The sequence below is a fragment of the Staphylococcus sp. AC872 genome (assembly GCF_979255425.1).
On the sequence record NZ_CEEDKW010000002.1, the window covers coordinates 24,040 to 45,805 of the forward strand.

The window sequence follows — 21,766 nt, forward strand, 5'->3', positions numbered from 1 at the left end:
ATTTATGATAAAATATTATTCATCAAACAACAAGGTAGGTATTTCGATAATGAGTTTAATTAATATTGCTTTAGATGGTCCTGCAGCTGCAGGTAAAAGTACAATTGCAAAACAGGTTGCTAGCCAGCTATCAATGATTTATGTAGATACTGGTGCGATGTATAGAGCAATCACATATAAATATTTACGTACAAATCAAACTGAAGACTTCGAAGCATTAATCAAAGATACAACACTAGAATTAACTTATGACGAAACAAAAGGCCAACGTGTAATACTAGATAACGAAGATGTCACTGATTACTTAAGAGAAAATGATGTTACAAACAACGTTTCATACGTTGCCTCTAAAGAACCAGTGAGATCATTTGCAGTTAAAAAACAAAAGGATTTAGCAGCTCAAAAAGGCATTGTTATGGACGGTAGAGATATTGGTACAGTTGTACTGCCAAATGCTGAACTAAAAGTTTATATGATTGCGTCTGTTGAAGAACGTGCAGAACGTCGTCAAAAAGAAAATGAACTTCGAGGTATTGATTCTAATTTAGAGCAACTTAAAGTTGAGATAGAGCAACGTGATCAATATGATATGAATAGAGAAATTTCACCTCTAAGAAAAGCAGACGATGCTGTTACATTAGATACAACGGGTAAATCAATTGAAACAGTTACAAATGAAATTTTGGACATGGTTAATCAAATAAAATAATCAATTAAGAAGCTATATAAACGACTTAAGCAGAAACGTTTATATAGCTTTTATTGTGATTTATAATAAACATGAGTTATTTCAAACTGAAATAATAATTATATATACTATAAACATGCATCTTTACCTCTTAATTTTGAATAAAAATTGAAACCTAACGTACTTTAAAGGGCAACTTTTATCAAATAACAATCTTTTTCTTAAAGTGTAAAAGGGGAATTTCTTGACAATTCTGTCAGTTTGTAAGATGTTATAATTATGTAGTGTATAAGGAGGCAGACAAGATGACTGAAGAATTCAACGAATCAATGATTAATGATATTAAAGAAGGTGACAAAGTCACTGGAGAGGTACAACAAGTTGAAGATAAACAAGTTGTTGTGCATATTAATGGTGGAAAATACAATGGTATAATCCCTATTAGCCAATTATCCACACATCATATTGAAAAACCTAATGAAGTAGTTAAAGAAGGCGACGAAATCGAAGCCTACGTAACGAAAATAGAATTTGATGAAGAAAATGATTCAGGCGCTTATATTTTATCTAAAAGACAACTTGAAACTGAACAATCTTATGATTATTTACAAGAAAAACTTGATAACAATGAAGTGATTGAAGCAAAAGTCACAGAAGTTGTTAAAGGTGGATTAGTAGTAGACGTAGGTCAACGTGGATTTGTTCCAGCATCACTTATTTCAACAGACTTTATTGAAGACTTCTCTGATTTTGAAGGTCAAACAATTAAAATTAAAGTTGAAGAATTAGATCCAGAAAATAATCGTGTTATTTTAAGCCGTAAAGCAGTAGAACAAGCTGAAAATGAAGTTAAAAAGGCTTCATTACTAGACTCACTGAATGCCGGTGATGTTATTGAAGGTACAGTAGCACGTTTAACAAACTTTGGTGCATTTGTTGATATTGGAGGCGTAGATGGATTAGTTCACGTTTCTGAATTATCACATCAACATGTACAATCTCCTGAAGAAGTCGTTTCGGTTGGAGATAAAGTAAATGTTAAAGTTAAATCAGTGGAAAAGGATACAGAACGTATTTCATTATCAATCAAAGATACGTTACCAACACCTTTTGCTCAAATTAAAGGTCAATTCCATGAAAATGATGTTATTGAAGGTACAGTTGTAAGATTAGCTAACTTCGGTGCATTTGTTGAAATTGCTCCTGGCGTACAAGGATTAGTTCACATTTCTGAAATTGATCATAAACACATTGGTACACCAGGTGAAGTATTAGAACCTGGTCAACAAGTAAGTGTTAAAATCTTAGGCATTGACGAAGAAAACGAACGTGTTTCTTTATCAATTAAAGCAACGTTACCAAATGAAGACGTTGTTGAAAGCGATGCATCTACAACTCAATCTTATTTAAACAATGACACTGATGAAGATAATCCTACTTTAGGTGATGTCTTCGGTGATAAATTTAAAGATCTTAAATTTTAATAGTTAAATATGCTATGTATGTACACTCCAATTAGAGGTTAAACTTTAATTGGAGTGTTTTTTTACGTGAGCCTCATTAAAGTCAATATATTATCTTGTTTATTATAATCGTATTTTGAATCGGTGCTTGCATGTGATAAAATTATAGAGATTAAGAAAGAGAGGAAGTTAACAAATGACTAAACCTATAGTTGCAATTGTAGGAAAGCCTAACGTAGGTAAATCTACAATTTTTAATAGAGTAGTCGGCGAACGTGTATCCATCGTGGAAGACACACCTGGTGTAACCAGAGACCGAATCTATTCATCAGGTGAATGGTTAACGCATGAATTCAATATTATTGACACAGGTGGTATTGAAATAGGAGATGCACCATTCCAAACACAAATAAGAGCACAAGCAGAAATTGCGATTGAAGAAGCAGATGTCATAGTATTTATGGTCAATGTTAGAGAAGGATTGACGCAAAGTGATGAAATGGTTGCTCAAATGCTTTATAAAAGTAAAAAACCTGTCGTCCTTGCAGTAAACAAAGTTGATAACGTAGAAATGCGTAATGATATTTATGATTTCTATTCATTAGGCTTTGGCGAACCTTATCCTATTTCAGGATCACATGGGCTAGGTTTAGGTGATTTATTAGATGCAGTCGTTGAAAACTTTGGTGAAGAGGAAGAAGATCCATATGATGATGACACAATCCGTTTATCAATTATAGGACGACCAAATGTTGGTAAATCTAGTTTGGTTAATGCTATTTTAGGAGAAGAACGTGTTATTGTATCTAATGTAGCAGGTACTACTAGAGATGCAGTAGATACAGAATATTCGTATGATGGACAAGATTACGTTTTAATCGACACAGCTGGTATGCGTAAAAAAGGTAAAGTTTATGAATCTACTGAAAAGTATTCTGTACTTAGAGCATTAAAAGCGATTGAACGTTCAAATGTTGTTTTAGTTGTTATCGATGCAGAGCAAGGTATTATCGAACAAGATAAACGTGTTGCAGGATATGCACACGAAGAAGGTAAAGCGATTGTAATCGTAGTAAATAAATGGGATACCGTTGAAAAAGATAGCAAAACAATGAAGAAATTTACTGAAGATGTGAGAAAAGAATTTCAATTCTTAGATTACGCTCAAATTGCTTTTGTTTCAGCTAAAGAACAATTAAGACTAAAAACACTATTCCCATATATTAAAGAAGCAAGTGAAAATCACAAGAAACGTGTTCAAAGTTCTACTTTAAATGAAGTCATTACTGATGCTATTTCTATGAATCCTACACCAACAGATAAAGGTAGAAGATTAAATGTCTTTTATTCAACACAAGTGGCTATCGAACCACCAACATTCGTAGTATTTGTAAATGATGTTGAATTAATGCATTTCTCTTATAAAAGATACTTAGAAAATCAAATCAGACATGCATTTGGATTTGAAGGTACACCTGTTCATATCATTCCAAGAAAAAGAAACTAATAAAGGGAGGGGAATATTAATATGACTAAAATATCAGTATTTGGTATGGGAAGTTTTGGTACTGCTTTAGCAAATGTTTTAGCACAAAACGGACACGACGTATTAATGTGGGGTAAAAATAGTGAAAATGTTGATGAATTAAATACACATCATATGAATAAAAACTATTTAAAAGAAGCAAAGCTTGAGCCAACTATCAAAGCTACAACGGATTTAAGTGAAGGTGTTGCTTTTGCGGATATCTATCTAATGGCTCTACCTACAAAAGCGATGAGAGAAGTAGCAACACAAATTGATAGTTTATTAACTTCTAAAAAAACATTTATACATGTAGCAAAAGGTATTGAAAATGGTACTTTCAAACGTGTTTCTGAAATGTTAGAAGATTCTATTTCTCCGGAACATAATGCAGGTATAGGTGTATTATCAGGCCCAAGTCATGCAGAAGAAGTGGTCATCAAACAACCTACAACAGTTGCTGCCTCTTCAAAAGATGAAAAAGTAAGTCAATTAATACAAGATTTATTTATGAATGACTATTTACGTGTTTATACTAATAATGATCTTGTAGGCGTTGAACTCGGTGGCGCATTAAAAAATATCATTGCCGTAGCTAGTGGTATTGTAGCTGGTATGGGCTTTGGTGATAATGCTAAGGCAGCACTAATGACACGCGGTTTAGCTGAAATTAGTCGTTTAGGTGAAAAATTAGGTGCAGATCCAATGACATTCCTAGGATTAGGTGGCATTGGCGATTTAATTGTAACGTGTACGTCCACTCATTCACGTAACTTTACATTAGGCTATAAATTAGGCCAAGGGAAAACAACTGATGAAGCACTTGAAGAAATGAAAATGGTAGTTGAAGGTATCTATACAACAAAATCAGTATATTATTTAGCACAAGAAGTTAATGTTGAAATGCCAATTACAACTGCGTTATATAAAGTGTTATTTGAAGATGTCCCCGTTAAAGAAAGTATTAAAGAATTAATGGGTCGAGACAAAAAATCCGAATAAATAGTGTAAATTAACACATATTTTATGAGATTTTCAAAAAAATTAATTCTATTCGCTTTATTTCAACGTTTTTAATATATAAATCGTTGCGATGACAGTAATCAGTGTGTTAAAGTCATACCATAATGATATAAAGATATCATTATCAAACCTCAGGAGGTGAATTCATAATGAATAAAACTGATTTAATCAATGCAGTAGCAGAGCAAGCTGATTTAACTAAAAAAGAAGCTGGTTCAGCAGTAGACGCTGTATTCGAATCTATCCAAAACTCACTTGCTAAAGGTGAAAAGGTACAATTAATCGGTTTCGGTAATTTTGAAGTACGTGAGCGTGCTGCTCGTAAAGGCCGTAACCCTCAAACAGGTAAAGAAATTGATATTCCTGCAAGTAAAGTCCCAGCATTCAAAGCTGGTAAAGCATTAAAAGATGCAGTAAAATAATTTTACTTAAAAAAGCCCTTCTGGGGCTTTTTTGTTTTTATAATGCTTTTCGAATATATAAGCAAGTTATTTAAAACTACTCAATTTTATTTTTCCAAATTGAAACCACTATACATACGATTAAATTTTATACATATATTAGAGTACCTAACTTCTTTCTTTGAAAGAAGAAGGTGCTCTAACATTTAATTTTTTGATATATAATGTTAATATAAATAGTGATAATATCGTGAGGTGTGAACATGGAAACTACTGTCAGCAAATTAAATATAGATATCAAACAAAGGCTTAAGGGTATTACTGATTATGAATCAATCCAAATCAACGAGAAGTTGGGGGAATTATTGGATTCATATGATTTACCGGAAAAAGCTAAGTTAGCTTGCCTCACAATTGACACTTCAATGAAACATTTAGATGATATATCTAACAGTGGATTATCAAAACATTCAATTTTAGTTGGTGATCTACTTAGTGCACATTTTTATACTATTCTAGCTGAAATCAATGATCCAACATATCAGCTTGCAATGAGTAAAGCTATTGTTGAAGTTAGTGAGTTGAAATCATCTCTTCATCAACATGTTTTAACTGATGATGAAGCTAGTAACGCCATATTTAAAGTTGAAACATTATTCCCATATATTACGCTGTCACATTTTTGCGATGAAGAAAATGCTAATCGTATATATGAATTTTTATATGACGATGTACATGATTACTATCCGTCATATTTAAAAAACTATAACAAAGAACGTATTGACCATATAATGCAAGACATCAAACAAACGCTAGATAAAAGAAGAGGTAATTAAGATGGCTGAAAATAACGCTAAAAAAGAGCAAGTTCATACAGTATTCCAAAATATTTCAAAAAAATACGATAGATTAAATAACATCATTAGCTTCGAACAACACAAAGTTTGGAGAAAACGTGTTATGAAAGAAATGTCAGTTAAGAAAGGTAGTACAGCTTTAGATGTATGTTGTGGTACTGCCGATTGGACAATCGCATTAAGTAAAGCAGTTGGCCCTCAAGGAGAGGTGACTGGACTAGATTTCAGTGAAAACATGCTAGAAGTTGGGAAAGAAAAGACAGCTCACATGGACAACATTCATTTAGTCCATGGTGATGCAATGAATTTACCTTTCGATGATGCGTCATTTGATTATGTAACAATTGGGTTTGGTTTGAGAAATGTACCTGACTACTTAGGTGCACTAAAAGAGATGGAACGTGTGCTTAAACCAGGTGGTATGATTGTCTGTCTAGAGACTAGCCAACCAACATTACCAGTATTCAAACAAGTTTATCGTTTATATTTCAAATTCGTAATGCCTATATTTGGTAAGTTATTCGCAAAATCTAAAGAAGAATACGAATGGTTACAACAATCAACCTTTGACTTCCCAGGTAAAGAAAAATTAAAACGACTATTTGAACAAGCAGGATTTAGTAATATTAAAGTACGTAGCTTCACAGGTGGCGTTGCTGCAATGCACCTTGGCTATAAACAAAAATGATCAGACCAAAGGTGATTAACGTGGCAAAGTTAAACATGAACAATGAAATAAAAAAAGTTGAAAAGCGTCTTGAACAAGCTATCCATAGTCAAGATAAGGTACTTGAAGAGGCTGCTTTTCATTTACTATCTTCAGGGGGAAAGCGTGTAAGACCAGCTTTTGTTATCCTTAGTAGCCAATTCGGTAAAGAAGAAGGCGTTTCTGAAGATACTTACAAAGTAGCCGTCGCATTAGAACTTATTCATATGGCAACATTAGTTCATGATGATGTCATAGATAAAAGTGATAAACGTAGAGGCCGTTTAACTATATCTAAAAAATGGGATCAAACTACAGCTATTATTACAGGCAATTTTTTACTAGCATTAGGTCTACAACATTTATCGGAAATTAAAGATAAACGTGTTCATGAAATATTATCAGAATCTATTGTAGATGTCTGTCGAGGAGAGCTATTCCAATTTCAAGATCAATTCAATAGCCAACAAACGATGACCAACTATTTACGACGAATCAATCGTAAAACTGCACTCTTAATTCAACTTGCTACCGAGGTTGGTGCAATTACAGCTGACTCGGATATTAAAACAGTACGCAAGTTAAAAATGATTGGCCATTACATCGGTATGAGTTTCCAAATAGTTGATGATATTCTTGACTTCACAAGTACTGAAAAGAAACTAGGTAAACCTGTAGGTAGTGACCTAATGAACGGGCATATTACTTTACCAGTGCTACTTGAAACGAAAGATGATTCAACATTTAAGCAAATGATTGAAGATCTAAACCCAAATAGTGATAAAGAACAATTTGAAGCATGTATCAACATCATTCGTCAATCAAATAATATTCAAGTTTCAAAAGATATTAGCGAAAAATATTTAGATAAAGCACTAAATTTAATTGATGAATTAGAAGATAATCAAGCACGTAACTTGTTTAAAAAGTTAATTAAAAAAATGGGCTCTCGGAATGTGTAGAGAATGTAAATCGACTTGAAAGCGCTTTAAATAATTGGTATGATAATAATTAGCTAGGTTATTAATAGCCGGACAAGTCAAATTATACATACACTAGAAACTTGTTACATTAAATTACAGGGGGACTACGCAAGTGGAACGTACATTTTTAATGATTAAACCAGATGCAGTACAAAGAAATTTAATTGGAGAAATTATTTCTCGAATTGAAAACAAAGGATTAAAACTTGTAGGCGGTAAGTTAATGCAAGTACCACAAGAATTAGCAGAAAAACATTATGGTGAGCATGAAGGAAAACCTTTCTACAATAATTTAATCTCTTTCATTACTTCAGCACCAGTTTTTGCAATGGTTGTTGAAGGTGAAGATGCTGTTGCAGTATCTCGTCATATTATCGGAAGTACAAACCCATCTGAGGCTGCTCCTGGTTCAATTAGAGGAGATTTAGGTTTAACAGTTGGTAGAAATATCATCCACGGTTCTGACTCTGTTGAATCAGCAGAAAGAGAAATTAACTTATGGTTCAAAGAAGAAGAAATCAGTAGTTACGAATCTCCTAGAGACGCTTGGTTATACGAATAATATTAAACATAAAACGTTATTCATTTTATCCAGAGTGATGTGTCCATGACACATCACTTTTTTATTTTCTTTGAGATTATTATCTCAATTACAAGAATTATCAAATTTATATACTAAATCATAATTATGAGAAGTTCATTTTTTTAAAATCAATAAATATAGTGATCACTTGCTAAACTTATATTGATTTATTGATTATGATATGATTAAACCAATATAATAATTTATAAAAGAACTCAAGGGAAAGGAGTGTGCTTTGATGAGATATTTAACCTCTGGTGAATCACATGGCCCACAACTAACAGTAATTATTGAAGGTGTACCAGCTAATTTGGAAATTAAAGCTGAAGATATTAATAAAGAGATGTTTAAGAGACAAGGTGGCTACGGTAGAGGACGTCGTATGCAGATTGAAAAAGATGCTATTGAAATTGTTTCTGGTGTAAGAAATGGTTATACCTTAGGTAGTCCTATCACACTTGTCGTTACAAACGATGACTTTACACATTGGAGAAATATTATGGGTGTTGAGCCAATAAGCGATGAAGAAAGAGAAAATATGAAACGTACAATTACTAAACCTAGACCAGGTCATGCAGACCTTATTGGTGGTATGAAGTACAACCATCGTGATCTTCGTAATGTTTTAGAACGTTCATCAGCTAGAGAAACAGCTGCTCGTGTAGCTGTTGGCGCTGTGTCTAAAATTTTATTAGACCAATTAGATATCCATATCTATAGTCGTGTAGTAGAAATTGGTGGTATCAAAGACGAAGGTTTATATGATGTTGATACATTTAAATCTAATGTAGATAAAAACGACGTTCGAGTTATTAACGAAGATATCGCTCAACAAATGAGAGATAAAATAGATCAAGCTAAAAAAGATGGCGACTCAATTGGTGGCGTCGTTCAAGTTATGGCTGAAAACATGCCTGTAGGTATAGGTAGTTATGTCCATTACGATAGAAAATTAGATGGCCGTATTGCTCAAGGTGTTGTAAGTATCAATGCGTTTAAAGGTGTGAGTTTCGGTGAAGGTTTTAAAGCAGCTGAGAAACCTGGTAGTGAAATTCAAGATGAAATCATGTATAACGAAACACAAGGATACTACAGAGCATCAAATCATTTAGGTGGTTTTGAAGGTGGTATGTCTAATGGGATGCCAATTATTGTTAATGGTGTAATGAAACCAATACCAACTTTATATAAACCTTTAAACTCTGTAGATATCAATACTAAAGAAGATTTCAAAGCGACTATTGAAAGATCTGATAGTTGTGCTGTGCCAGCAGCAAGTGTTGTTTGTGAACATGTCGTTGCATTCGAACTTGCTAAAGCCCTACTAGAAGAATTTCAAGCCAATCATATCGACCAACTTAAAGCACAAATAACAGAACGCAGACAATTAAATATCGAATTCTAATTCGTATAATTCAGGTGATTAAATATGAAGTTAAACACAACATACGCTAACAATAACTATCCTATCATTGTAGAACATGGCGCGATCAATCAATTAAATGATATCAACAAATCATATGATCAATCATTTTTTATCATCGATGATACTGTTTATCATTTATTTAAGGACAAATTAGACCAATTAATCCAAACTAATCATGCTACTAAAATAATCATACCATCGGGTGAACAAACAAAGACATTTGCACATTTCCATGACATCATTGAATCCATACTCAGTTATCAAATTACACGTAACACGTCAATTGTAGCTATTGGTGGTGGTGCAACAGGAGATTTTGCTGGATTCGTTGCATCAAGTTTATTAAGAGGCGTTGCATTTATACAAGTACCGACGACCATTTTAGCTCACGATTCAAGTATCGGAGGTAAAGTAGGTATTAATTCGCAACATGGTAAAAATCTGATAGGTGCCTTTTATCGTCCTAGTGCCGTTTTATATGATTTAGACTTTTTATCAACGTTGCCTTATAGTGAAGTACTTAGTGGTTATGCGGAAGTTTATAAACATGCTTTGCTCAATGGTGAAGCAGATACTAGACAAATAGAACAGCATTTTTCAAATAAAGACGCTTTAGCCTCATTAAATGATATGGAAATATATATTTATAAAGGAATTGAAACGAAACTCAATATTGTAATTAATGATGAAAAAGAGCAAGGTGTTCGTAAATTTTTAAATTTAGGACATACCTTCGGACATGCTATTGAGTATAAATATAAAATACCACATGGGCATGCAGTAATGATTGGTATTGTATATCAGTTTATTGTAGCGAATCACTTATTAAAAACAAACTACGATATTAATCATTACTTAAATTATTTAGATGCTTTAGCATATCCAATCCATATCATTAAAGAACTTGATTTCGATGACATTTATCAATTTATGCTTTTAGATAAAAAGAACAATCATGATGGCATTCAGATGGTATTATTAAAATCTTTAGGTAATGCAGTCGTTCAACACGTTGATCAATCTACACATCTAGCTGCATTTAAAGAACTTCAATCAAAAATTAAGTAGGTGAATAAATGATGTCGACTGCAGAAACAATTCAAATTAATGGTCCTTTGCAAGGCGAAATAGAAGTCCCAGGGGATAAATCAATGACACATCGAGCGATTATGCTCGCTTCATTAGCCACAGGACAAACACAAATATACAAACCTTTACTTGGTGAAGATTGTAAACGAACAATGAATATTTTTAGACTTTTAGGTGTTTCAATTACCGAAGAAGAAGATAGATTAATTGTCGATTCACCTGGCTACCAACATTTTAAAACACCTCACCAAGTGCTCTATACAGGTAATTCAGGAACTACCACACGCTTATTAGCTGGTCTACTAAGCGGCATTGGTATTGAAAGTGTACTATCTGGTGATGTGTCTATTGGTAAAAGGCCTATGGATAGAGTGCTTAATCCTTTATTACAAATGAATGCAAATATTTGTGGTGTAGAGGGTAACTATACGCCACTCATTATTAAGCCTTCCGAAATCAAAGGAATGACTTATACAATGGAAGTAGCAAGCGCTCAAGTAAAAAGTGCTATTTTATTTGCAAGCATTTTTTCAAAGGAATCCTCGAGTATTACTGAAATTGATGTGAGTCGTAACCATACTGAAACGATGTTTAATCATTTTAATATCCCTATTACTGTAAATGGTAAAACGATTATCACAGAGCCTTTAGCAGTACAAGATATAAAACCACATGACTTCCATGTACCTGGAGATATTTCTTCAGCAGCCTTTTTCATCGTTGCAGCCTTAATAACTCCTGGAAGTGATGTTACAATTCATAATGTTGGCATTAACCCAACACGTTCCGGTATCATAGATATCGTTCAACAAATGGGTGGTCGTATTGAGTTAACTAATGTAACTGAAGAAGCTGAACCAACAGCGTCTATTAGAGTTCAATACACACCTAATTTAAAGCCAATACAAATTCATGGAGAACTAGTACCAAGAGCCATAGATGAATTACCAGTGATTGCATTATTATGTACACAAGCATCAGGTACAAGCGTTATTAAAGATGCTGAAGAGTTGAAGGTTAAAGAAACGAATCGTATCGATACAACAGCAGACATGCTAAATCAATTAGGTTTCGAATTACAACCTACAAATGATGGACTTATTATTCATCCGTCGGAATTTAAAACAAGTGTGACTGTAGATAGTCAAACTGATCATCGTATTGGTATGATGTTAGCTATTTCATCTTTATTAAGTTCTGAACCTTTAACGATTGAACAATTTGATGCAGTCAATGTTTCATTTCCAGGCTTCTTACCAAAACTAAAGCTTTTAGAAAATGAGGGAAAATAGTAATGGAAGATATCTACAAATTAATAGACGATATCAATTTACAAAAACTAACAAATTTAGATACACGTGTGAATGAAGTGCTTAGTTCTAATAACGATGACGCATTATTCATATTAGGTGAAACGCTATATAATTTTGGCTTAACACCTCAAGGTTTAGAAGTTTTCAGAACGTTATACCATAGATATCCTGATGAAAGTGAATTACTCATTTACTTTATTGAAGGATTAATGTCAGAGAATCAAACTGATGAAGCGTTAGAATATTTAAGTCAAGTTGAAGCATCTACTGAAAAACTAATGCTTGAAGCCGACTTATATCAACAAATAAACATGCTTGAAGTCGCAATCGATAAGATACAAGCAGCCATTCAGCTAGAACCAAACGATCCTATTTTACACTTTGCATTAGCAGAATTACTTTATTTTGATGGACAATATCTGCGTGCAACTACTGAATATGAGACTGTACTTGAAACAGGTGAATATGAAGTGAATGGTATCAATCTGTTCTCGAGACAAGCAGATTGTAGTTTACAAAGTGGGAACTATAGCGATGCGATTCGTTTATATGATGAAATTAATGAAACTGAGATGAATTCAGAAGATTATTTCAAAAAAGCAATTGCATATGAAAAAAATGATATAACGCAAGAAGCCATTAAGATTATGAAGTCATTATTATCTAAAGATCCTGACTTCTTACAAGGGTACTTCTATTTACAATCTTTATACGAAAACGAGAAAAATTATCCTGATGCCATTGAAATTGGTAAAGAGGGATTAAGACTTAGTCAATTTTATAAAGAACTAATGGTATCAACTGGTAGTTTAGAAATAGAACATGGCGATGCTAATGAAGGTGTTACTTTATTAAAACAAGCATTAGAAGTAGACAATGCTTATCATGAACCATTACTTATTTTAAGTGATTTATATAGAAGTGAAGAGGACTACGAAGCTATAATTGAATTATTAACTTATGTAGATGAAGAAGACCTAGATCCTGTATTTATGTGGCATTTAGCCTATGCATATGGGCAAGAAGAGAGAGACAAAGAAGCACAACATTTCTTTGAACTGGCTTATCCTACACTTAAATCACAATCTGAATTTTTAAGTGACTACTATTTCTATTTATTAGAAATTGGTCAAAAAGATCAAGCTAAATCAATACTAGACCAATTATTAGAAATGGATCCAAGTAATGAAACATGGCACGATGAAGCTATGAGATTACAGTCTTAAAAGGGTGATTAATAAATGAATAACTCCCTAACTAAAATGAAACAAAGCTTTATCGAATATCTTTTATTTCATTATGAATTTAAATCTCGAATTTCAGTTTGGGTATTAAATTATTTGAAAGCGAGTCCTAAAAAGCTACAATATATCCATTTTGTTGATGAAAGCATCAAACACCATCAAACTTTACAGATTGCAGAAGTAGATTCACATGCTTCTGCAATTCAATTTAATGATAGACATCAACAACTAGTTAATACGAATGCAATTTTCGAATTGATAGCTAATAACGAATTTTCATTTGATATTCAATTACATTTTTCACCTAAGGAACAACGTGAAAGCCGCTTAGATGATCTGATACTTGCACAATTAATTCATTCACCGAATTATTCATCTTATGTACAAGATTTATATGCCATTTCGATGAATGAACGTAAACAAGCAACATTAATCGAGCGCTTGCAAGATAATATTGATTTAAGTCTTCAAATGAAAGAACAAGAACGGTTTTATCAATTAACACAAATTCTGAACGTTCTAAAGTCTAAACAAATTAAAAACGATAACGGAGACTATAACGATGACAATTAAACAATATTGGGAAGTTTCATTGTATTATCGTCCATTTTTAATTTTTTTACTTATATGCAACGTATTAGGGACAATTTATGGTTACGATTGGTATAGTGGTCAACTCTATATCACTCCTACTTATTTTTTACCATTTGTACCTGATAGTCCAACCGCTTCATTATTTTTATCAATTGCGATTGGTTTATTATTATTTAATCGATCATCATCGATTATCGAAGCGCTTGCCTTTGTCACACTCGTAAAATATGGTGTTTGGGCAGTGATTATGAACATCATCATGTTTATGATTGATGGTGAGATAACTATAAATGGACTCATGCTCTTGTTATCTCATGGAATTATGGCACTTCAAGCCTTTTACTTTTATCCTCGTTTTAAAATTACGACAATAGGCTTTATCGTCTCTTTCATTTGGGTGTTAGTGAACGATTATATTGATTACGTAAAAATGCAATTTCCTTATTATAAGTTTATTGCTTCCCATGTTGTAGAAATTGGAGTATTATCTATTTGTCTAAGTATCATTTCACTAATTTTATATTTATATTTAGAACGTATCATTAAAGTTAAATCATTTGATTAAAGTGCATTTTGACAGTAGAATATGATTAAAGGAGAGTGAGTTTATTGTCTTTAATATCAATGATTATTTATTTTGTAATATTAATGGTCATCCCTATGTGGGCACAACATAAAGTTAAATCTAATTATGAAAAATACTCACAGGTTAGATCCACTAGTGGTAAAACTGGTCGTGAAGTAGCTGAAGAGATTTTACATGCAAACGGCATTTACGATGTCGATGTAGTTAAAGGTGATGGCTTCTTAACAGACCACTATGACCCAAACAAAAAAGTTGTTTGTTTATCTCCTGCAAACTACGATAGACCTTCTGTTGCTGGTACAGCTATTGCAGCCCACGAATGTGGACACGCAATACAACACCAACAAGGTTATGTTTTCTTAAGATTCAGATCAGCATTGGTACCTGTTGCAAACTTAGGTAGTTCACTAAGTTATATGGTTATTATGTTAGGTATCGTGTTAACTGCATTAGGCAGTGCATTCGGATCTACTGCATTATGGATTGGTGCAGGTTTAATGTCACTTGCTGTTTTATTCTCAATAGTGACATTACCAGTCGAATTCGACGCCAGTTCACGTGCAATGAAACAAATCACAGCATTGAATATCGTAAATGAGAAAGAGTACAAACACGCTAAGAAGGTATTATCAGCTGCAGCAATGACATATGTTGCATCTACTGCAGTAGCATTAGCCGAATTAGCTCGTATTATTTTAATCGCTAGATCAAGTGATTAAATCTATCAGACTTAAATTAAGACAGACCTAATGGTTGATATCGTCCAAATGATGATATCAACCATTTTTTGTTGAATACAAACACTCACTTTGATTGCACTAAGAATGCATATCACTTTATTTTGATATATACTATATTAGAAATGCATTCAAAGGAGAGACGTTAATTGAAATCAATGACTCAAATGCAAAAAGAAGTAGATGATTATATTAGTCAATTTAAAGCAGGTTATTTTTCTCCATTAGCTAATCTTGCTAGACTAACAGAGGAAGTCGGAGAATTGTCTAGAGAAATCAATCATCAATACGGCGAAAAGAAAAAGAAAGATACAGAAGAAGAGAATACAATTAAAGCAGAATTAGGCGACAATTTATTTGTATTATTATGTATTGCCAATTCTCTAGATATCGATATGACAGAAAGCTTTAATGAAACAATGGACAAATTTAATACTCGAGATCATGATCGATTCGAAAGAAAATAAATCGTTAAAATTAATAGAGAAAGGATGGGTTATTGATGAAAATAGGTATTACTTGTTACCCGTCCATGGGTGGTTCAGGCATTATTGCTACAGAATTAGGCATAAAAATGGCAGAAAGAGGACACGAAGTCCATTTTATCACTTCCAATATACCATTTAGAATCCGCAAACCATTACCAAATATGATTTTCCATCAAGTCGAAGTGAATCAATATGCCGTTTTCCAATATCCACCATATGATATTACGTTAAGTACAAAAATTTCAGAGGTCATTAAAGAATATGATTTAGACATTCTACATATGCACTATGCTGTACCACATGCAATATGTGGTATTTTAGCGAAGCAAATGTCAGGTAAAGATATTAAAATAATGACGACCTTACATGGTACAGACATTACTGTACTCGGCTATGATCACTCATTAAAAGGTGCCATTAAATTTGGTATAGAAGAAAGTGATATCGTTACAAGTGTGAGTCATTCTTTAGCAGAACAAACAAAAGAAATTATTCATACTGATAAAGAAATTGTACCAATTTATAATTTTGTACGAGAAAATGAATTTCCAACACGACATGATGAAACCTTTAAAACTGACTATGGCATCTCACCCGATGAAAAGGTGCTCATACATGTTTCTAACTTTAGATCCGTCAAACGTATCGACACTATTATTGAAACGTTTGCCAAAGTACATGACAAAATACCTAGTAAATTAGTTCTCTTAGGTGATGGGCCTGAACTTATTGATATGCGTCAAAAAACTCGAGATTTAGGCGTTGAAGAACATGTACTATTTTTAGGCAAACAAGATAATGTGAGCGCATTTTATCAATTGTCAGATTTAGTACTCTTATTAAGCGAAAAAGAAAGTTTTGGTTTAACACTATTAGAAGCAATGAAAACAGGCGTCGTACCTATAGGGTCAAACGCCGGCGGTATTAAAGAAGTTATCAAACATGGTGAAACAGGCTATATTGTTGATGTAGGGGATAGCGATCAAGCATCACATTATGCCATTAAATTGTTACAAGATCGCAAACTTTATGAACAATTTCAGTCGCAAATGCTTTTAGACATTGAGCAACGTTTTGGTTCAGAACTAATTACTGATCAATATGAATATTATTATCGTAAAATGCTAAATAAAGGTGAGGACTTGCATGAGTAATGAACTATTTGAAAGAGCTAAACCAATTTTAAACCAAATACAACAACATGGATATCAAGCTTATTATGTTGGTGGTTCTGTTAGAGATTACTTAATGCAACGTCCAATCCATGATATAGATATCACTACGAGTGCTACGCCAGATGAAATCGAGTCAATTTTTGACCATACGATTCCAGTTGGTAAAGAGCATGGCACGATTAATGTAGTATACAATCGTGAGAACTACGAAGTAACTACGTTTCGTGCAGAAGAAGAATATATTGATCATCGACGACCTAGTGACGTACATTTTGTTCGAGATTTATATGAAGATGTACAACGTCGTGATTTTACCATTAATGCCATTGCAATGGATACAGATTATCAAACATTTGATTATTTTAGTGGCGAAGATGATATTAACAATGGCATTATCAGAACGGTCGGTCAACCTACTGAACGATTTGAAGAGGATGCACTACGCATATTACGAGGATTACGGTTTCAGTCACAACTTAATTTCAAAATTGAGTATCATACGTATAATGCTATGGCAAATCAAATGGAAGATATTAAATATTTATCAATTGAACGTATCATCGTTGAACTAAAAAAATTAATTTCTGGTCAAAATGTTGCAAAGAGCTATCATCATCTCATCGAATTAAAGGCGTTTAACTTTATACCTTATTTTCAAAATTTCGAAATGCATCAATTAAACATAGATGAACCAATACATTTCGATACATGGATTGCGTTAATTAATTCAAAATTTGATGAACAACAACCTTTGTCACCGCTTAAAATCAGTAATAAAGAGAAGTCACATATTAAACAACTCACGACTATCATTAATCAATTACCAACCATTAACACTAAAAAAGATTTAATAATGATGGTATATGATTTTGATATCAATGATATATTAACCGTAATCGAGCTCAGCACACTACTCTCTAAAAACCAATTTGAGACACCCAATCCACTGATAATTAATCCACAAACCATTATGGAAAGTTATCATCAATTACCAATTAATGAAAGACAACAACTTGCTGTTAATGGTAGTGATTTAATGCAATATTTAAATCAACGAGGTGGACCTTGGGTAAAAGATGTTTTGCGACAAATAGAATGTGCAGTGGTAACGAAACAAGTTATTAACTCACACGATGAAATAATGAAATGGGTGGATAATCATGTCGAAATATAGTCAAGATGTCGTCAGAATGTTATATGAACATCAACCTGAATACATTTCAGGTCAATACATTGCAGATCAATTAAATATTTCAAGAGCAGCAGTTAAAAAAGTTATTGATCAATTAAAAATGAATGGATGTCATATTGAATCGATTAATCATAAAGGGCATTTACTGAAACAATTACCTGATCAATGGTACAGTGGCATTGTTAATCCAATTATTGAGCAACGTCACATTTTTGACTATGTTGACGTTATGAGTACAGTTGATTCAACTCAACTCAAAGCAAAGCAAGCACTAGTTGGGAACCAGGATTCATTTATTATTTTAAGCGATGAACAAACGAAAGGGCGTGGACGTTTCAATAGATATTGGCGTTCTACTAAAGGAAAAGGCCTTTGGATGTCCGTTGTTTTACGTCCTGATGTACCATACGCAATGATTCCTAAATTTAATTTGTTTATGGCATTAGGCATTAGAGATGCGATACAACAATTTTCTAAAGATGAGGTCACCATTAAATGGCCAAACGATATATACATAGATGGAAAAAAGGTATGTGGCTTTTTAACTGAAATGGTTGCCAATTATGATGCTATTGAAGCAATCATATGTGGTATAGGCATTAATATGAATCATGATCCGTCTGATTTTGATGAAGAGATTCAACATAGCGCAACCAGTATACGTATTCATGCTGAAAACGACTTTAATAGATATGAATTTCTAGATGTATTAACACAAAATATTGAACGCCGCTATCAACAATTTTTAACTGTTCCATTTGAAGAGATTAGAGAAGAGTATATTGATGCAACAAATATGTGGAATAAACAATTACGTTTTACTGAAAATGATAAACAATTTATTGGTGAAGCAATAGATATTGATCATGATGGATTTTTAATGGTAAAAGATGATGAAGGGCAACTTAGAAGGTTAATCAGTGCAGATATAGAATTATAACAAAGTTAACTAGGAGAGATAGCTATGGGAATAGCAACATATGCAGTTGTTGATTTGGAAACAACAGGTAATCAACTAGATTATGATGATATTATCCAAATCGGCATTACATTCGTTCGACAAAATAAAATAATAGGCACGTATCATTCAATGATTCGAACTGATTTGGATATACCACCGTTTATTCAAGCACTCACTTCTATAGAAGAGACAATGCTAGAACAAGCGCCGTATTTCAAAGAGATTGCCCAAGATATCTATCAACAATTGCAAGATTGTGTATTTGTTGCACATAATGTCGCATTTGATTTGAACTTCATTAAAAAAGCGTTTAAAAATTGTAATATCAAATACCGTCCAAAACGTGTGATGGATACGTTAGAGCTATTTAAAATTGCATTCCCAACAGATAAAAGCTATCAGCTTAGTGAATTAGCTGAGGCACATGATATTCCTTTAAACAATGCACATAGAGCCGATGAAGATGCGACTACAACAGCACATTTGATGATAAAAGCCTTTGAAAAGTTCGAACAATTGCCATTAGATACCTTAAAACAATTGTATTATTTAAGTAAGGACTTAAAATATGATTTATATCACATTTTATTTGAAATGGTACGCCAACATGATAACGCTACGTTAGATAGTCAATATGGCCAATTCGAACAAATCATCTATAAAAAGCAGGTTGATCTAAAAGGACCAGTTACAGAATTTAATGGAACGCTAAAAACACTATATAAAAAAGCAACAAAACAATTAGGCTTAACCTATCGACCACAACAACTTTATTTGTCAGAAATCATATTAGAACAACTCATGCATAGTGAAAAAGCGATGATTGAAGCACCGCTTGGAAGTGGAAAGTCATTAGCATATCTATTAGCGGCGTTAATGTATAATATCGAAACTGGTAGACATGTAATGATTTCAACTAATACCAAATTGTTACAAAGTCAATTATTAGAAAAAGATATTCCAGCACTTAATCAAGCACTTGATTTTAAAGTCAATGCAACATTAATTAAAAGCAAAAATGACTATATCTCTTTAGGACTAATCAGCCAAATCTTAAAAGAAGAAACAAATAATTACGAAGTTAGCATTCTTAAAATGCAATTATTAATATGGATAACAGAAACACACACAGGTGATATTCAAGAATTGAATTTAAAAGGCGGACAGAAAATGTATTTCGATCAGAAGATTGAGACTTATGTGCCAGTCCGTCATGATATCCATTACTATAATTATCTCAAACGTAATGCGCAAAATATCCAAATAGGTATTACCAATCATGCACATCTAATTCATTCGGATGCTGAAAATTCTATTTATCAAATGTTTGATGATTGTATTATTGATGAAGCACATCGATTACCAGATTATGCACTTAATCAAGTAACCAATGAGTTAAATTATGCAGATATTAAATATCAGTTAGGTTTGATAGGTAAAAACGAAAATGAAAAACTTTTAAAAGCCATCGATCATTTAGAACAACAACGTATTTTAGAGAAACTAGACATTGCACCTATCGATGTTTTTGGTTTGAAATCTAATATTAATGACATACATGAACTCAATGAGCATTTATTTGACGATATATATGACATTATTCAAAACTCAGACGTGTATGATGATGATATTCATAAATATCATTATGTTTATGAATTTGAAAATGACCCAATTCTGAAGGACTTACATCTTTTAATAAACAAACTTAATAAAACATTAGAAGTCTTTAATGGAATGAGTCATAAGACGATTAAAACCATGCGTAAACAACTACTATATCTAAAAGAATGCTTTAGACAAATTGAACAAAGTCTAAAAAATCAACATACAAGCTTTATATCAATTAAAAATTTAAGTCAGAAGTCTACAATTCGTTTATTTGTTAAAGATTATGCTGTTAAAGATATTTTGACACAACAGGTTTTAGACAAATTTAATGCTTTAACCTTTATATCAGGTACATTAACATTTAATCATTCATTCGATTCCTTTAAAAACTGGTTCAATAAGGATGTACAATTTAATACGTACGAGGTCACTACATCTGTTCAAAACACTAAAAATACAAATGTTTTTATCCCTTCAGATGTAGCACCATACAATTATAAAAATATTGATGATTATGTCGCATCTATTGTCAATTATGTTATTGAATATACCAATACTACGGAATCTAAATGTCTCATATTATTTACCAGCTATAAAATGATGCATATGGTTCAAGACATGTTAAATGAATTACCGGAATTTGAAGATTATGTGATCCTAACACAGCAACAAAACCAAAATTACAAGATTGTTCAACAATTTAATCACTTCGATAAATCTATTTTATTGGGCACATCTACGTTCTTTGAAGGGTTTGACTTCCAAGCGAATGGTATCAAATGTGTCATGATTGCTAAATTGCCATTTATGAATAAAAACAATGCAAAATATTGGCTAATGGATTCAGAGTTTGAATCTACTTTCAAAGATTATGTATTACCTGATGCTGTTACCCGATTTAGACAAGGATTAGGCCGTTTAATAAGACATGAAAATGATAAAGGCTTAATTGTGTCATTTGATGACCGCTTAGTTAATAGTAATTATAAAAGTTTTTTTGAACAAACATTAGAAAATTATCGACAGAAAAAAGGTGATTTGAATCAATTTAGTAAATTATTGAAACAAATCCAAAAGTCAGTTGATAAAGATATAAGTAAATAATAAAAGTGGTAATCACGATT

Annotated in this window: 21 protein-coding genes; all 21 read left to right on the forward strand. The window is 32.6% G+C overall.

From position 1 onward, the window contains the following. The first annotated feature begins 49 nt into the window (after positions 1-49). On the forward strand, positions 50-709 hold the full coding sequence (cmk, locus tag ACZ267_RS03140; protein WP_002465786.1) for a (d)CMP kinase: 660 nt from the start codon (positions 50-52) through the stop codon (positions 707-709). A gap of 284 nt (positions 710-993) precedes the next feature. Beyond that, positions 994-2,172, forward strand: coding sequence for a 30S ribosomal protein S1 (gene rpsA, locus ACZ267_RS03145; RefSeq protein ID WP_002465798.1), 1,179 nt, complete (start codon positions 994-996; stop codon positions 2,170-2,172). Between the two features lie 175 nt (positions 2,173-2,347). Beyond that, on the forward strand, positions 2,348-3,658 hold the full coding sequence (der, locus tag ACZ267_RS03150) for a ribosome biogenesis GTPase Der (protein WP_002465765.1): 1,311 nt from the start codon (positions 2,348-2,350) through the stop codon (positions 3,656-3,658). Positions 3,659-3,679: 21 nt separating this feature from the next. Beyond that, positions 3,680-4,678 (forward strand): NAD(P)H-dependent glycerol-3-phosphate dehydrogenase, encoded by a 999-nt coding sequence (locus ACZ267_RS03155; protein WP_002465734.1) that lies wholly within the window; start codon positions 3,680-3,682, stop codon positions 4,676-4,678. A 170-nt stretch (positions 4,679-4,848) separates the two neighbouring features. Continuing rightward, entirely contained in the window at positions 4,849-5,121 is a 273-nt protein-coding gene (locus ACZ267_RS03160; RefSeq protein ID WP_001043863.1) for an HU family DNA-binding protein, read from the forward strand. 242 nt (positions 5,122-5,363) lie between these two features. Continuing rightward, positions 5,364-5,936 carry a heptaprenyl pyrophosphate synthase subunit A gene (locus ACZ267_RS03165; RefSeq protein WP_002465724.1) on the forward strand — a complete coding sequence of 191 codons (573 nt, stop codon included), beginning with the start codon at positions 5,364-5,366 and terminating at the stop codon, positions 5,934-5,936. A gap of 1 nt (position 5,937) precedes the next feature. Continuing rightward, positions 5,938-6,645 (forward strand): demethylmenaquinone methyltransferase, encoded by a 708-nt coding sequence (locus ACZ267_RS03170; RefSeq protein WP_002465741.1) that lies wholly within the window; start codon positions 5,938-5,940, stop codon positions 6,643-6,645. Between the two features lie 20 nt (positions 6,646-6,665). Beyond that, positions 6,666-7,625 carry a polyprenyl synthetase family protein gene (locus ACZ267_RS03175; protein WP_079449034.1) on the forward strand — a complete coding sequence of 320 codons (960 nt, stop codon included), beginning with the start codon at positions 6,666-6,668 and terminating at the stop codon, positions 7,623-7,625. A 133-nt stretch (positions 7,626-7,758) separates the two neighbouring features. Further along, entirely contained in the window at positions 7,759-8,208 is a 450-nt protein-coding gene (gene ndk, locus ACZ267_RS03180) for a nucleoside-diphosphate kinase (protein WP_002451137.1), read from the forward strand. Between the two features lie 259 nt (positions 8,209-8,467). Next, entirely contained in the window at positions 8,468-9,634 is a 1,167-nt protein-coding gene (aroC, locus tag ACZ267_RS03185) for a chorismate synthase (RefSeq protein WP_015364988.1), read from the forward strand. Between the two features lie 24 nt (positions 9,635-9,658). Beyond that, entirely contained in the window at positions 9,659-10,723 is a 1,065-nt protein-coding gene (aroB, locus tag ACZ267_RS03190) for a 3-dehydroquinate synthase (RefSeq protein ID WP_002465790.1), read from the forward strand. Positions 10,724-10,734: 11 nt separating this feature from the next. Beyond that, positions 10,735-12,036 (forward strand): 3-phosphoshikimate 1-carboxyvinyltransferase, encoded by a 1,302-nt coding sequence (gene aroA, locus ACZ267_RS03195; RefSeq protein ID WP_015364989.1) that lies wholly within the window; start codon positions 10,735-10,737, stop codon positions 12,034-12,036. Between the two features lie 2 nt (positions 12,037-12,038). Further along, positions 12,039-13,283 (forward strand): tetratricopeptide repeat protein, encoded by a 1,245-nt coding sequence (locus tag ACZ267_RS03200; RefSeq protein WP_015364990.1) that lies wholly within the window; start codon positions 12,039-12,041, stop codon positions 13,281-13,283. Positions 13,284-13,298: 15 nt separating this feature from the next. Next, complete coding sequence (locus ACZ267_RS03205) at positions 13,299-13,874, forward strand: YpiB family protein (protein ID WP_002466631.1); 576 nt, start codon at positions 13,299-13,301, stop codon at positions 13,872-13,874. Continuing rightward, a complete protein-coding gene (locus tag ACZ267_RS03210) occupies positions 13,864-14,460 on the forward strand; it encodes a DUF1405 domain-containing protein (protein ID WP_015364992.1) in 597 nt (198 codons plus the stop codon). The genes ACZ267_RS03205 and ACZ267_RS03210 overlap by 11 nt, the downstream gene beginning before the upstream one ends. 44 nt (positions 14,461-14,504) lie before the next feature. Continuing rightward, entirely contained in the window at positions 14,505-15,200 is a 696-nt protein-coding gene (locus ACZ267_RS03215) for a zinc metallopeptidase (RefSeq protein WP_002451145.1), read from the forward strand. A 167-nt stretch (positions 15,201-15,367) separates the two neighbouring features. Then, complete coding sequence (locus ACZ267_RS03220; protein ID WP_002466603.1) at positions 15,368-15,685, forward strand: nucleotide pyrophosphohydrolase; 318 nt, start codon at positions 15,368-15,370, stop codon at positions 15,683-15,685. Positions 15,686-15,720: 35 nt separating this feature from the next. Continuing rightward, positions 15,721-16,860, forward strand: coding sequence for an N-acetyl-alpha-D-glucosaminyl L-malate synthase BshA (gene bshA / locus ACZ267_RS03225; protein ID WP_002466605.1), 1,140 nt, complete (start codon positions 15,721-15,723; stop codon positions 16,858-16,860). Then, complete coding sequence (locus ACZ267_RS03230) at positions 16,853-18,055, forward strand: CCA tRNA nucleotidyltransferase (RefSeq protein ID WP_019235916.1); 1,203 nt, start codon at positions 16,853-16,855, stop codon at positions 18,053-18,055. Before bshA ends, ACZ267_RS03230 begins: the two co-directional genes overlap by 8 nt. Beyond that, complete coding sequence (locus tag ACZ267_RS03235) at positions 18,042-19,013, forward strand: biotin--[acetyl-CoA-carboxylase] ligase (RefSeq protein WP_002466619.1); 972 nt, start codon at positions 18,042-18,044, stop codon at positions 19,011-19,013. The genes ACZ267_RS03230 and ACZ267_RS03235 overlap by 14 nt, the downstream gene beginning before the upstream one ends. A gap of 24 nt (positions 19,014-19,037) precedes the next feature. After that, on the forward strand, positions 19,038-21,746 hold the full coding sequence (locus ACZ267_RS03240; RefSeq protein WP_002466610.1) for a helicase C-terminal domain-containing protein: 2,709 nt from the start codon (positions 19,038-19,040) through the stop codon (positions 21,744-21,746). Positions 21,747-21,766: the final 20 nt, after the last annotated feature.

Coding starts and splice junctions, on each gene's coding strand:
- ACZ267_RS03170 (WP_002465741.1), top strand. CDS start 5,938: ATGGCTGAAAATAACGCTAAAAAAGAGCAAGTTCATACAGTATTCCAA.
- bshA (WP_002466605.1), top strand. CDS start 15,721: ATGAAAATAGGTATTACTTGTTACCCGTCCATGGGTGGTTCAGGCATT.
- ACZ267_RS03155 (WP_002465734.1), top strand. CDS start 3,680: ATGACTAAAATATCAGTATTTGGTATGGGAAGTTTTGGTACTGCTTTA.
- ACZ267_RS03160 (WP_001043863.1), top strand. CDS start 4,849: ATGAATAAAACTGATTTAATCAATGCAGTAGCAGAGCAAGCTGATTTA.
- ACZ267_RS03210 (WP_015364992.1), top strand. CDS start 13,864: ATGACAATTAAACAATATTGGGAAGTTTCATTGTATTATCGTCCATTT.
- aroB (WP_002465790.1), top strand. CDS start 9,659: ATGAAGTTAAACACAACATACGCTAACAATAACTATCCTATCATTGTA.
- der (WP_002465765.1), top strand. CDS start 2,348: ATGACTAAACCTATAGTTGCAATTGTAGGAAAGCCTAACGTAGGTAAA.
- ACZ267_RS03235 (WP_002466619.1), top strand. CDS start 18,042: ATGTCGAAATATAGTCAAGATGTCGTCAGAATGTTATATGAACATCAA.
- rpsA (WP_002465798.1), top strand. CDS start 994: ATGACTGAAGAATTCAACGAATCAATGATTAATGATATTAAAGAAGGT.
- ACZ267_RS03230 (WP_019235916.1), top strand. CDS start 16,853: ATGAGTAATGAACTATTTGAAAGAGCTAAACCAATTTTAAACCAAATA.
- aroC (WP_015364988.1), top strand. CDS start 8,468: ATGAGATATTTAACCTCTGGTGAATCACATGGCCCACAACTAACAGTA.
- ACZ267_RS03205 (WP_002466631.1), top strand. CDS start 13,299: ATGAATAACTCCCTAACTAAAATGAAACAAAGCTTTATCGAATATCTT.
- aroA (WP_015364989.1), top strand. CDS start 10,735: ATGTCGACTGCAGAAACAATTCAAATTAATGGTCCTTTGCAAGGCGAA.
- ACZ267_RS03240 (WP_002466610.1), top strand. CDS start 19,038: ATGGGAATAGCAACATATGCAGTTGTTGATTTGGAAACAACAGGTAAT.
- ACZ267_RS03165 (WP_002465724.1), top strand. CDS start 5,364: ATGGAAACTACTGTCAGCAAATTAAATATAGATATCAAACAAAGGCTT.
- cmk (WP_002465786.1), top strand. CDS start 50: ATGAGTTTAATTAATATTGCTTTAGATGGTCCTGCAGCTGCAGGTAAA.
- ACZ267_RS03200 (WP_015364990.1), top strand. CDS start 12,039: ATGGAAGATATCTACAAATTAATAGACGATATCAATTTACAAAAACTA.